Annotated in this window: 11 protein-coding genes and 3 pseudogenes; 5 read left to right on the top strand and 9 right to left on the bottom strand. The window is 66.6% G+C overall.

The genetic code is table 11. The annotated features are described in order from the left end of the window. Nucleotides 1-132 precede the first annotated feature (132 nt). The 5 genes and pseudogenes from OG965_RS39015 to OG965_RS38995 all read right to left on the bottom strand — a co-directional run. Nucleotides 133-579 (bottom strand): annotated as a pseudogene (locus tag OG965_RS39015) (hypothetical protein); the annotation flags it as partial. A gap of 87 nt (nucleotides 580-666) precedes the next feature. Beyond that, nucleotides 667-1,929 (bottom strand): group II intron reverse transcriptase/maturase, encoded by a 1,263-nt coding sequence (gene ltrA / locus OG965_RS39010; RefSeq protein WP_371656793.1) that lies wholly within the window; start codon nucleotides 1,927-1,929, stop codon nucleotides 667-669. A gap of 531 nt (nucleotides 1,930-2,460) precedes the next feature. Continuing rightward, nucleotides 2,461-3,726, bottom strand: a complete 1,266-nt coding sequence (ltrA, locus tag OG965_RS39005) for a group II intron reverse transcriptase/maturase (protein WP_371656771.1) — start codon at nucleotides 3,724-3,726, stop codon at nucleotides 2,461-2,463. Between the two features lie 716 nt (nucleotides 3,727-4,442). Then, nucleotides 4,443-4,949: pseudogene (locus tag OG965_RS39000) on the bottom strand (DUF2637 domain-containing protein); the annotation flags it as partial. 156 nt (nucleotides 4,950-5,105) lie between these two features. Continuing rightward, entirely contained in the window at nucleotides 5,106-5,612 is a 507-nt protein-coding gene (locus tag OG965_RS38995) for a hypothetical protein (protein ID WP_371656792.1), read from the bottom strand. A gap of 697 nt (nucleotides 5,613-6,309) precedes the next feature. Here OG965_RS38995 and OG965_RS38990 point away from each other — a divergent pair. Next, nucleotides 6,310-7,554 (top strand): IS110 family transposase, encoded by a 1,245-nt coding sequence (locus tag OG965_RS38990; RefSeq protein ID WP_371656791.1) that lies wholly within the window; start codon nucleotides 6,310-6,312, stop codon nucleotides 7,552-7,554. Nucleotides 7,555-7,664: 110 nt separating this feature from the next. Here the strand turns inward: OG965_RS38990 and OG965_RS38985 are convergent, their stop codons facing one another. The 3 genes from OG965_RS38985 to OG965_RS38975 are packed head-to-tail and all read right to left on the bottom strand — an operon-like array spanning nucleotide 7,665 to nucleotide 8,308. Then, nucleotides 7,665-7,802 carry a hypothetical protein gene (locus OG965_RS38985; RefSeq protein WP_371656790.1) on the bottom strand — a complete coding sequence of 46 codons (138 nt, stop codon included), beginning with the start codon at nucleotides 7,800-7,802 and terminating at the stop codon, nucleotides 7,665-7,667. 12 nt (nucleotides 7,803-7,814) lie between these two features. Then, a complete protein-coding gene (locus OG965_RS38980) occupies nucleotides 7,815-8,153 on the bottom strand; it encodes a hypothetical protein (protein ID WP_371656789.1) in 339 nt (112 codons plus the stop codon). Beyond that, nucleotides 8,150-8,308 (bottom strand): hypothetical protein, encoded by a 159-nt coding sequence (locus OG965_RS38975; RefSeq protein ID WP_371656788.1) that lies wholly within the window; start codon nucleotides 8,306-8,308, stop codon nucleotides 8,150-8,152. Before OG965_RS38975 ends, OG965_RS38980 begins: the two co-directional genes overlap by 4 nt. A gap of 347 nt (nucleotides 8,309-8,655) precedes the next feature. On the opposite strand from OG965_RS38975, the gene OG965_RS38970 reads away from it, so the two are divergent. Beyond that, a complete protein-coding gene (locus OG965_RS38970; RefSeq protein WP_371656787.1) occupies nucleotides 8,656-8,847 on the top strand; it encodes a hypothetical protein in 192 nt (63 codons plus the stop codon). 1,068 nt (nucleotides 8,848-9,915) lie between these two features. Next, nucleotides 9,916-10,395, top strand: a complete 480-nt coding sequence (locus tag OG965_RS38965; protein WP_371656786.1) for a hypothetical protein — start codon at nucleotides 9,916-9,918, stop codon at nucleotides 10,393-10,395. Nucleotides 10,396-10,423: 28 nt separating this feature from the next. Here OG965_RS38965 and OG965_RS38960 read toward each other — a convergent pair. Further along, nucleotides 10,424-10,492 (bottom strand): annotated as a pseudogene (locus OG965_RS38960) (hypothetical protein); the annotation flags it as partial. 240 nt (nucleotides 10,493-10,732) lie between these two features. Between OG965_RS38960 and OG965_RS38955 the strand changes: the two are divergent. Continuing rightward, nucleotides 10,733-12,040, top strand: coding sequence for a transposase (locus OG965_RS38955; RefSeq protein WP_371656785.1), 1,308 nt, complete (start codon nucleotides 10,733-10,735; stop codon nucleotides 12,038-12,040). Beyond that, the gene (locus OG965_RS38950; protein WP_371656784.1) at nucleotides 11,962-12,501 is read left to right on the top strand and encodes a transposase; all 540 of its coding nucleotides are present in this window, start codon (nucleotides 11,962-11,964) and stop codon (nucleotides 12,499-12,501) included. The genes OG965_RS38955 and OG965_RS38950 overlap by 79 nt, the downstream gene beginning before the upstream one ends. The last annotated feature ends 233 nt before the right edge of the window (nucleotides 12,502-12,734 follow it).

Raw genomic sequence — 12,734 nt, 5'->3', positions numbered from 1 at the left:
CTGCTGCTCGGAGAGCGGCTCGCCCGAACCCGTGGCGATACCGAGGACGTCGCGCAGCCACACGGCCCACTGCGTGGCGGACGGCTCGAGGCGGAACTCGGCAAGGAACGCCTCGTAGGCATCGGCCAACCGCCCCGCCGGGACCATCACCGGGGTCGGCTCCAGACCCTCGACGTACTGCGGGTCGTACGTGCCCTCGTACGCCTCCTGGTCCAACTGCTGGGCGGCGAACCAGGGATTCTCCAGGGGCACGGCCTCGGCCGGCTGCTCCTGGACGAACTCCGGCTCCGGCGCGGGCGCCGGCTCGGGCTGGGGCTGGGGCTGGGGCTGGGGGGTCGCGCTCACCACGGGGGTGACCGGCGGGGCCGTGGGCAGCAGTGTCGGCTCGATGCCGGCGGCGGCGAGGCCTGCGGGGCCGGTGTCGGCCAGCGGCACGCCGAACTTGGCCAGGCGCAGCGGCATCAGCGACTCGACGGGGGCCTTGCGGCGCCAGCCGCGGCCGTAGCGGGCCTGCAGGCGCGCTTGGTAGACGAGGCGGTCCTGTTCGAGCTTGATGACCTGCTCGTAGGAGCGCAGTTCCGCCGAGTAGCCGAGGGGAATCGCACCCCTCGGCCCTCACAGAACCGTGCGTAACAGTCTCCCGTTACACGGCTCTTGCCGTCCTGATCAGCCGACCCATACGGCCGCCGTGGTGCAGCGCCAATGCGCAAACATGCCGGGGTATCGCTGGGCGATCTCCTGCATCTTCACGGTGGCTTTGCGCTTGGCGGCCAGTCGCTTGTACTTGTGGCGGATCCAACGCACCAGGTAGGCGTTGATGCGCGACAGGAACGGGTTCAACTCCCACGATCTGAAGCGACCGTAGTAGGTGATCCAGCCCGCAACGACGGGGTTGACCCACCGTGCGAGCTCCTGGAAGGTCGAACCGGTACGCAAGTGCAGTCGCCATGACCGCACTTCACGCCCCATCTTCTTCAGAGCTTCCCTGCTGACCGCCGGTTCGAACGACAGGAACAGCTTCCCGCGTCGGTTCCGGTTGGTCCTGGCGCGGAATGTGTAGCCAAGGAACGTGAACGACGTGTGGGGATACGTCCCCGACCTGTCCTCGTCCTTGCAGTACACGATCCGGGTCTTGGCCAGATGCAGGCGCAGCCCGACCTCGGCCATCCTGTCCGTGAGCGCTGCCAGCACCTGGTGGGCTTGGCGCTCGGTGGCGCAGTGAAGCACTGCGTCATCCGCGTACCGTTCGAACCAGACGGTCGGGAACTCCCGGTCCATCCACGTGTCGAACGCATAATGCAGGAACAGGTTCGCCAGCACTGGAGACACCGGGGCCCCTTGTGGGGTTCCCCGCTCCCTGTTGAGCAGCGTGCCGTCGGGCATGGCAAGCGGGGCGGCGAGCCACCGCTGCACGTACAACTTCACCCAATCGGCGTCGGTGTGCGCTTCCACTGCCTTGACCAGCAGGTCCCAGGGCACGCTGTCGAAGAACTGAGAGATGTCGATCTCGACGACCCAATTCCGCTTCCAACAACGCTCCCGGCACCGGCCAACTGCGTCCAAGGCCGACCGCCCCGGCCGGTATCCGAATGAGTCCGGGTGGAATACAGGCTCCACCCGACGCATCAGATGCCGCGCCACCACGGTCTGCGCCACCCGGTCAGCGACTGCGGGAATGCCAAGCACTCTCACACCGCCACCGTGCGGCTTGGGAATCTCCACCGCGCGCACCGGAGGCGGGAAGTACGAACCCGACGACATGCGGTTCCAGACCTTGTAAAGGTTGTCCCTTAGGTCCTTCTCGAAGTCGTCGATCGACTGCCCATCCACTCCTGGCGCGCCTTTGTTGGCTCTGACAGCCTCCCAGGCTTCCTTGACCTCCCACTTGGAAATCTCAAACGACTTGGTCGGTGACTTCAACCAGCTCATCCCACTCCTCCCAGACCAGCGGTCTGGTTGATGTGATCAACACGGTCACGAACGGCCCGGCCCCTTCACTCCACCCTCGTTACGAGGGCTTCAGCACTACTACGGGCCGGTCCGCCGGCCTGCCCCGCATCGGTACTCAGCTCCTTGCAGATACAGCTGCTCGGAGCGCTCCCTCTCGCCGCCACAGAGGCGGGCGATATCGGGGCGGGCCTTCTCCTGTTCCATGCGGAAGCCGCAGACCGGGCTCACGTCGCCTGCATGCCGGACACCGCCTGGCCAATAGGCGGGCACCCGCCAGGCTCATCCCGGAGTCATTGTGACACCCCGGTTTTGATGTCAGATTCATGATTTCGACACGTCAGCAGCGATTCACTTGCGTTCGTCTTCCCGGTCCCCACCTGACGCCTCCTGGGCGCCTTTTCCTCATCGCTCACCACGACAGTCTGCCGAGTAGCCGGGGGAATCTCATCCCCCGGCTCTCACAGAATCCGTGCGTAACAGTCTCCCGTTACACGGCTCTTGCCACTCTGATCACCAGGCCACCGACGCCACTGTGGTCCACCTCCATTGGGCGAACATGCGGGGGTACCTGTCGGCGATCTCCCACATCTTCTGGAGCGCCTTCCGCAGCGCCGAGAGCTTCTTGTATTTCTGGCGGATCCACCGCACCAAGTAGGCATTGATGCGCATCAGGAGGGGAGTCAGCGCCGACCGGTAGAACCGGCCAAAATACTGCATCCAGCCCCGCACGGTCGGATTGATCCGCCGCGCGAGCTCTACGAAGGAGAGGTCGGACCGGGTGTGAAGCCGCCAGCTGCGGACTTCAGCACTCATCCTCTTCAGAGCTGCCTTGCTGACCGCCGGCTCGAACGACGTGGACCGTCGCCCGTGCTTGTTTCGGCTTTCGCGTGCGCGAAATGTGTACCCGAGGAAGGTGAACTCCGTCTGCCCGAAGGGCCGTCGGCGCTTGCCGTCTCGGCAGTACACAATCTGGGTCTTGTCAGGATGCAGTTGCAGCCCGACCTCCTCCATCCTGTCCATCAGCGAGGCCAGCACGTCGCGGGCCTGACGCTCCGACACGCAGTGCACAACCGCGTCGTCGGCGTAGCGCTCAAACGTGATGCCCGGCCACTTACGGGCGAGCCACATGTCGAACGCGTAGTGCATGAACAAGTTCGCCAGCACGGGTGAGACCGCTGAGCCCTGTGGGGTTCCTTGGTCTCGCACCTGCAAGGTGCCGTTGGGTAGTTGAAGCGGCGCTTGGAGCCATCGCTTCACATACAGAATCACCCAACGGGCTTCGGAGTGTGCCTCCACGGCTTTGACGATGAGGTCCCACCGGACGCTGTCGAAGAACTTCTGGACATCGAGATCGATAACCCAGTCCCTCTTCCAGCAGCGTTGACGGCAGCGTTCCACCGCGTCCAGGGCCGACCGACCGGGCCGGTAGCCGTAGGAATCTTCATGGAATACGGGATCGACCCGTTCCATCAGATGCCTGGCCACGACGGTCTGGGCGATTCTGTCGGCCACCGTGGGCACGCCCAAGATCCTCACGCCGCCTCCGGGAGACGATTTGGGAATCTCCACCGCACGCACCGGAGGAGGGAAGTACGTCCCTGACGACATCCTGTTCCAGATCCTATAAAGGTTGCCCTTCAGATCCTTCTCGAAGTCCTCAATGGAGCGACTGTCCACGCCGGGTGCGCCTCTGTTTGCTTTCACTCCTTCGTATGCCTCCCAGACTTCCCGCTTCGAGATATCAAACGGCTTGCCTGATGACTTCAACGCGTCCATGTAGGTCCTCCCGGGATTCCCGGTTGTCTAGATAAACCACGTCACGAATGGCCCGGCCCCTTCGCTCCACTCCCATTACAGGAGCTTCATCACTACTACGAACGGGTCCGCCAGCGCTCCCCGCATCGGTACTCGATCCCTTGTGGTGTCCGCCACTTGGGACACTTCCTCTCGCCTCCCCTGAGGGGCAGGTCAGTATCGGGGCGCGCCTTCTCCTGTTCCATGCGAGAGCGGCAGATCGGGCTCACGTCGTCTACACGCCGGACACCACCTGGCCAGTAAGCGGATAGCCGCCATGCTCATCCCGGAGTTAGCTAAAGACCCCGGTTTCGATGTCATCTGTCTGCTTAACGACGCTTCGGCAACGATTCGCTTGCGCTCGTCTTCCCGATCCCCACCTGACGCCTCTTGGACGCCTTTTCCTCATCGCTCACCACGACAGTCTTCGGCTAACGCGGCATGAGGGGGTTTGAAGCCTCCTTCCGCAAGGCGGCTTCGAAGGGCCTTCCTTCATCTCTCGCACAGCATCGCTTCCAGAAGCTGTCCTACGACCAACTCCCTTTCGCGTTCAGGACACAATCAGCTAACGCAGCATGAGGCGGTTTGAAGCCTCCCCCCGCAGGGCGACTCCGAAGGGCCAGACCTTCATCTTCCGCACAGCACCATTTCCAGAAGTTGCCCTACAACCAACTCCCTTTCATGTTCAGGACACAACACAGCTTCATGCGGCGCCACAGGCGGAAGGTGGGGACGGGGGAGAGGAGCCAGCGGGTGTAGCGGACGCCTTCCATGTGCTTGTCGGCGGTGATGTCCGCGATGCGGCCGACCGCGTGGCGGGCGGCCTCGACGGCGACGACGAACAGGACCGGGATGACGGCGTGCATGCCGACGCCGAGCGGGTCGGGCCAGGCGGCCGCGCCGTTGAAGGCGATCGTCGCGGCCGTCAGCAGCCAGGCCGTCTGGCGCAGGAGCGGGAAGGGAATGCGGATCCAGGTCAGCAGCAGGTCGAGCGCGAGGAGCACGCAGATGCCCGCGTCGATGCCGATCGGGAAGACGACGGAGAAGTTCCCGAAACCTTGTCTCTCCGCGAGGGCGCGCACCGCCGCGTAAGAACCCGCGAACCCGACCCCGGCAATGACCACCCCACCCGCCACCACCACCCCAACCAGTAGGCGATGCGTACGGCCGAACACCACCGCCCGACGCTCCTCCCCCACCACCATCCACTTCCCGCGCACCCTTCACGCTCCCACAAACCGAGGCATCACGAACAGGCCACACCAGATTCAATCCGGCCAATCTGGCGTCCGTGGTTTCCGCCTGATCAGGGTCTCCCGCCGTCCAACTGGGGACTGTTCTTGAGTTATCTCGAGTTCGGTTCACGAGATCCCGTCCGATCGAGTCGATCTGGCGGGATCTTCTGGTTTTCGGGGGCGTCTTGGGCGTCGGCCGGGGCTGATCAGCGGTTCCAGAGCAGTGCAGATCTGCTGCAGCACCGTCTTCTTGCGGACGTGTTCGGGATCATCGTCTTCCCAGGCCGCGGCGAAGGGTCCGGCCTCGGTGAGTGGCAGGCGGCGCCTGCGATCGCAGCGGGCCGGATCGAGGACGGACGTGACGCGGCCGAATGCCCGGTAGATGCAGCGCGAGAGCGCCGCCGGAGCGATGTGCGCGACACCGAGCCGGTCTTGGGCGAAGGCGGATAAGCCGAAGGCGAGGATGCGCCAGGCTTCGGACAGGGTGGCCTTGCCGGTGTAGTGGATCGCCAGGAGAAGCCCGGTCAGCACTGTCCGTGGCGGCAGTCCGGCAGGCCCGGGACGGCCCGCCAGTTCGTTGCCGATCAGGGCGAGGACGCCGGAGCGATCCAGAAGTGCGGCCAGTTGGAACACCTAATTCGTATGTAAGGGCGGTCTGGCCGAACGAGAACTCGGGTGGACTGTTCGAGAGCGTCGGGGCTGTGACATCTGGCTCCATCCCGGCCTGAGCGCCTCCCCGTAGATCGGTGGGCGGTGTCGACGCTCATGGTGGTGGCGGTTGCGTGGGCGCCGGACGGATGCCCTGTCGCTACAAGGCTTTCGACGCCTCTGCGCAGAGCGGCGGCGTTCGGCGTCCTCGTGACCGCCACCACCGAGGACACGATCTGGCTGGTGTGGCCACGTGGGTGCTGGACGGACGCCTTTTGCCTGCCGGGCCCCGGAGGCCTCAGCCCAGACAGCACGGCGTCCGGCGCCTTCGTGACCAGACCACTCGTGTTCTCGGTGTGCTGCGTGGGCGCCGGGCCGACGCCTATGAAACACCCGGCCCCGACGCCTCCTCGAAGATCGCGCGATGTCCGGCGTCCTCTCAGCACACCGAGGGCCGTCAACACTTGCATCTTGATCACTCGTTGGTGTTGGTGGTGCGAGCCCGCCACATGGTGACCTCTTGTGAAGCCCGAGCCGTCTGAGCTCCCGCATAGACCGAGGCCCGTGAGGCGAGCTGGTGCCACGAACGGCTACTGAGGTGGCGGACCGGCCCTCGCCTCGAGTCCTGGGATTAGGTCGCCGCGTGGTTCCGCATGAGCTCGTGACCTGCACAAACTGCACGATGGGGAGGAACATCTTGATCTACTGCGGCATCGACTGGGCCGAGCGCACACACGACGTCGCCCTGGTCGACGACAGCGGCCAGTTACTGGCCAAGCGGCACATCACCGACGACGCCGCGGGCTACCAGATCCTGCTGGACCTGCTCGTCGAGTACGGCGACAGCGAGGAGAACCCGATCCCGATCGCGATCGAAACCTCCCGCGGCCTGCTCGTCGCGGTCCTGCGGACCGGCAAGCGCCAGGTCTTCGCGATCAACCCGATGGCCGCCGCCCGCTACCGCGACCGCCACTCCGTCTCCCGCAAGAAGTCCGATCCCGGCGACGCCCTGGTCCTGGCGAACATCCTGCGCACCGACATGCACGCCCACCGGCCACTGCCCGACGACAGCGACCTCGCCCGCGCCATCGCCGTCCTCGCCCGCGCTCAGCAGGACTCGCTCTGGAACCGGCAGCAGCTGTCCAACCAGCTCCGCTCGCTGCTGCGGGAGTACTACCCGGCCGCCCTGGCGGCCTTCGAGTCCTGGCGCAACGGTCTGTGCCGGCCGGAGGCCCTGGAGCTCCTGACGGCGGCCCCCACCCAGGCCCGGGCCGCGCGGCTGACCCGCACGCAACTGGAGGCCGCGCTCAAGCGGGCCGGCCGCAAGCGGGGTATCACAGCCGAGGCCGAGCGGCTCCGTGAGGTCTTCCGCGCCGACTACGCTCACCAGCCGCCGCTGGTCGAGGACGCGCTGGGCAAGCAGATGCTCGCGCTCCTAGTCCAGTTGGAGGCCGCCTGCACCGCCGCCGATGACCTCGCCGAGGCGGTCGAAGAGGGTTTCCCTCAGCACCCGGACGCTGAGATCATCCTCAGCTTCCCCGGCCTCGGCGTCCAGCTCGGCGCCCGGGTGCTCGCCGAGATCGGAGACGACAAGACCCGCTTCGCGGACGCCCGCGGCCTGAAGGCATACGCCGGTGCCTCGCCCATCACCAGGGCCTCCGGCAAGAGGTCCAGCATCACCAGACGGTGGGTGAAGAACGACCGGCTCAACCACGCCGGCTACCTCTGGGCCTTCGCCTCCATCACCGCGTCACCCGGCGCCAAGGCCCACTACCGGCGCCGCCGCGACAACCACGGAGACTGGCACGCTGCCGCGCAGCGCAACCTCTTCAACCGCATGCTCGGCCAGCTCTACTACTGCCTCCAGCACCACACGCTGTTCGACGAACACACCGCCTTTCCGACCGCTCTCACCGCAGCCGCTTGACACGCTGCGCGCCTGAGGTGTCTACGAGTCCGAGATGCGTGCTGGCGCGTCGGTCGATGGCCGTGGCCGCGTCGAGCGGCCCGCGGCCGGATGGCCTGGCGGCGGGGCCCTCATATCTGTCCCCGCAGCAGCCGGGCTGTCTCACGATTGCTGAGCGGGGGCACGAAGTGCTGGTAGCGGGCGAGCGAGGCGGTCGACGCCAGTCCGGCCGCAGCAGCGATCACTCCTGGATCGATCCGGCGGCGCATCAGCGACACGATTCAACTCGCCCGCAGGCGACGAGCGTTCATTCTCGGCAGAGGGGCATCGGGTTGATGCTGCCAGGTCCAGGAGGCGATCAGATTGTGCGGCGGCGGGTCCTGACGGCCGGGGCGGAACAGGAAGTCCTCCCCGGTCCTTCGGGCCAGTTCGGCGAGATCGTCTTCCCACTCCGCGCGGGCCACCAGCAGTCGCCCGAACACCGAGTCCAGCACGCAGGCTCCGGACCGGGTCTGGCGCAGGTGGCTTCCGCGCAGGCGGGCGATCTCCCCGGGCGCCAGTCCCAGCCCGTCACCGAGCGCGAGCAGGGCCAGTGCGTCTGCCTGCGCGCGGGGCCTCAAGCCTTCGCCCAGGAACGCAGCCGGGTGATCTCGCCCGGCCCGTAGGGCGGCGTGGGAGCGGGCGGAGCGGACAACTGCACTCCCTCGCTCTCGCCGCCCTCGTCCCAGACCAGCACATCACGAACCCGCCACAGCCATGTTCGGTAGGTGCGCAAGGTTCCTGGGGCCAGGCCCGCGCAGCCGGTCGTACGAACGCGTCGATCGTCTCGCTGCGCAGCCAGGCCGCGGGCTCGCGGACAACTCCCCGCTCCTCCGCCCAGATCGCGAGCCGGGCGACGACATGCAGCAGGTCCTCGACCGTGTAGGGAACGCGCAGGGCGGTCGCGGTGATCACCGTCTTCACCAGCGGAGCAACCTCGTCCCAGACGGGAGCCGGATCGCGCGGAGCATACGCGTCGATGACCGAAGACGTCCGCATATCGAGGGCCGTGGACCACGAATACCGGCAGGACAAGCTGCCACCCAAGTCGCGTACGACCTCAACAACAAGGAGCGTGGAAGCATGGTCGGAGGCAGTGCGCGCTCCCGCGCGCCCAGGGAACTGGCCCGCGATCCTCAAGCCTGGCCCGACGCGGTCATCGACGATGTCGCCGCAGCAGTCGTCCAGGCCATCGCCCGCCGCCTCGCCGCTGCCCTGGCCGAGCGCGGGCTGAGCCGCCGCGGTGCCGCCGATTCTCCAGCAGCGACGCCATAAACCCACCCCCTCGGCACGATGTCGACTACCGCCAACTCGCCGCACATCACGAGCTGTTGACGAACATCTCACCCCATACTGTAGGAGATGATCACGAAACGGGGCAGGCGGATCCCGCACACCCCGGGCGCTGGCAACGATCACCCGTACAACGGGCAACGACCTCCGCAGCCCCGTCCAAACCGCTGATCAGGGGTACTCAAGAACAGCCCTGTCCGGGACCCGCAGCTGGGTGACGCTGCGTGCGCCCCCGGTGACTGCGGACACGGGTGGGCGGCCACTACGTCCACCGTGCGCGAACCACACGCACTCTTGACGCCCAGGGCCAGGCTTTCGACCCCGGCCGGGGCGCATCCGAGCCGGTCGGCCAGACCGCCGGGGCACACGGCCAGCAACACACGGCGGATGGTGGAGGTAGTCGCGGCGGTGCGCACGCCCAGGACGCCGACGCGGCGACTCCCAGACAGGCGATGGGTCGCGCGGAGCGGAGCGGTCCCACTGGCCGATGGCAATGTAGGAGCGGGCCCCGTCAGCACCGCGCATGCGGCCAGCAGCAGCACCGAGGCCAAGGAGTGGCGGCGGCCACGCCGGTCACGCGGATCGGGAAGAGCATCCAGGCCATCCGCCACCAGCGGGATCTCGCGGTGTTGATGTGAGAGCGACTTGCCAGGTCACCCGTAAACCGGTGCTTCCCTGCGTACGTGACGCCCCTCCGGCAGATCACCACCCTACGGTGACCAGCAGCACCACATGATCACCCCGACTTTGAATCAGCCCTGGACTCTGTTGCGTAATTCGGCTGGTCAGGGCAACAGTTGGGTGTACAGACCTATGAGCCTGGTGGTGTGTCTGGGGTGCTGTGCCAGGCCGTGCCAGTGGGCGTCGAGTCGGATGAGGTTGAGGGCGGCGGCGGAGTAGGCGTGCCGGAGGCGGGTCTCGGGAACAGAGCGTCTGGCCTGCACCAGTCGGCGGATACCCAGGTGGATCTAGAGAAATGCACGTCGGGACTCGGCGTGGTTACGTGATCACACCAGGTCGCACTCGGTGATCTGGCGAAATGGAGTCGCTATGCGCTCGTCCTCCCGCCCCGCCCGGACCATCCCGGCCCTCCTGCTGTCCCTGGGTATTGCCCTCGCCACCGCTCCGACCGCCACCGCTGCCGCCCCCGCCAACACCTGCGGCGGCGCCCTGTCCGACTACACGGGTCTTGCCAGCCTGGACACCGCGTTTGTCGGCACGGTAGCTCTGCCCGGTGGTGGAACCTACCCTATGAAGATCACCCCGACCGTGTTCAGCAGCAATGATCTCATCACGGTCCAAGTCGACCCGTCGGCCACCGAAAGCCGAACCGCAGTGGCGCGCCTCAAGCTGTTCGTCAACACCCTAGGGCGCGGCTCCATTGTCTTCGCAGCCCCCAGGGGGCCCGGGTACGAGGGCTACAGCACAGACGTGTACTGTCCCATCGGAACCCGCGTCACCAAGATCAACGGCCGCATCCCCATCACCGGCCTCGACAAAATGGTCACCTTCGAGGTTGAACGCACCTGACCCCGCATGGGCAGCGCGGCCGTCGTTGTCATCCTCGACGACGACGGCTGCAGCCGGACGCCCCGTCTGCGCCCATAAGGGGCACCATACCGGGCGACCCGGCTCAGTCGGTGACGCTGGCTGGGCTGTAGGGCAGGGGAGCTATTCACCTTCACCGCGACTCGCGTGCCAATCCAGGTTAATGGGTCTGTACGGTCAACGGCCCTGTCTCACTTCCGGGATGCTGTTGGTCATCTTCGGTGATCAGTGTGAAGCCGCGCGAGGTCTTGTCGCTCGGTTGTGGGGTGTGCTGCGCTGGTAGCGCGGGGCGGATCTGGCGGTCGGAGGGGTGACCGCGATGTCGATGGGTGTGGGTTCGGGGCGGTCGATTCCGGCATTGACGGTGCGGGTGGCGCGGGCGAGCAATCCGCGGGGCACGCCGGCGATGTGGGTGCGGGACCGGTTGGACGAGCTGTTCACGGACGAGGATTTCGCCGACTGGTTCCCGGCCGACGGGCGGCGGGGTCTGTCGCCGACCCGGCTGGCGATGGTGTCGGTGCTGCAGTATGCGGAGAATCTGACCGACCGGCAGGCCGCCGAGGCGGTCCGCTGTCGGCTGGACTGGAAGTACTGCCTCGGGATGGATCTTGACGATTCAGGGTTCGACTATTCCGTGCTCAGCGAGTTCCGAGACCGGATGGCCCAGGGAGACCGGGCCGACCGGCTGCTGGCCGTGATGGTGGACCACCTTGTGGCGGCCGGGCTGGTCAAGCGATGCGGTGGCCGGATCCGGACGGACTCGACCCATGTGCTGGGCGCAGTGCGGACGCTGAGCCGGATCGAGCTCGTCGCCGAGACCCTGCGAGCCGCGTTGGAGCGACTTGCCCTCGAGGACGAGGAATGGCTGGCACCGTTGATCTTGCCGGGTTGGGCAGAGCGTTACGGGCGACCGGCCCTCTATCACCGGCTTCCCAAGGGCAAGGCGGCGCTGGAGGAGTACGCGCTGCAGGTCGGCAGGGACGGGATCTGGTTGCTGAGGGCCGTGTTCGACGACGGTGCCCCACCACGGCAACGGACGCTGTCGCAGGTCGAAACGCTGCGTCAGGTGTGGGTCCAGCAGTACTGGCATGATACCGAGGGCCACCTCAGGTGGCGGGCCCCGAAGTCCACCAAAGACCGGCTGAGCCGACGCAACATGCCCCCGGCGTGCAGACCTTCCTCCGTCGACGGACGGGCGGCCCGACCCGGCCACGGCCTGTGTCCCGTGGGCCAGCACCGAGATCGTCTCTCCTCACGATCCGTAAGCTCGCTGCAGCCGCGAGCTCACCGCGTCCGGGACGAAGAACTGGATCGGTTATCGCGATCACCAGAGCGAGATCTGCACCGAGAGAGGACCGAATGTCATTGTGACCGTGGTGACCAGGCCCGCTCCCGACCAGGACATCGATGCGCTCGAGGCCATCCACCAGAGTCTGGCCCGGCAGCAGTTCACAGATCTGGAGCACTTCGTCGATGCCGGATACATCTCGCCCGAGTCCATCGACCAGGCCGCCCGCGTTCATGGAATCACCCTGACTGGACCGGTCCGTGCCGACCCCCGGGCCCCAGGACCATCCCGGCTTCACGAAGACCGACTTCATCCCCGACTGGCAGGCCCGCACGCTGACTTGCCTCCGCCACGTCACCAGCCACCCGTGGAAGCCCACCCTGGGCGACCAGCATGAACGGCTGTCCGTGCTGTTCCCCAAGCCCGCCTGCCGGGCCTGCGAAGACCGGCTCGCCTGCACCGGGAACACCGACGGTCGAGCTCGCCACATCACCCTCCTGCCCCAGCGCCTGCAGGAGATCCAGACTCGGGTCCGGAGCGAGCAGGACACCGAGCCGTGGCAGCGGAACTATGCGATCCGCGCCGGCTGCGAGGCCACCGTCTCCGAAACTGTCCACGCCCACGGCCTGCGTCACTGCCGCCACCACGGGATCGCGAGGACGCACGTCCAACACGTCCTCACCGCCGCCGGAGCCAACATCATCAGGCTCAGCCAATCCGGCCCGCCCGGCAGCGAACTGCCAGCCCGGACCAGGCCAGCCAGCAGATTCCGGCAACTCTGCCGAGACTTGAGCAGCTAGAGATCACCAACAGCATCCCCGAGCCAGGGCCGTTGACCGTAAGCCCCCTCGACCTGCTGAGAGTCCCCTGGCCTGCCGAAACGCTTCATCACCCCGACTATGAATCAGCCCTGGCGGTACCGCGACGCCGGTGCTGGCGGCTGGGTGTGCGCGGCTGGCATGGAGTTCTGCCCCGGCGGGGGCCGCCACGCCTTCCCTGTTCGGGTGCAGTAGGGGCAGTAAGAGGTTACGTG

It is taken from the genome of Streptomyces sp. NBC_00224, assembly GCF_041435195.1.
In the GTDB taxonomy this organism is placed as follows: Bacteria; Actinomycetota; Actinomycetes; order Streptomycetales; family Streptomycetaceae; genus Streptomyces.
Note: the sequence above shows the minus strand (reverse complement) of the source record. Positions and strands in the feature narration are given on the sequence as shown.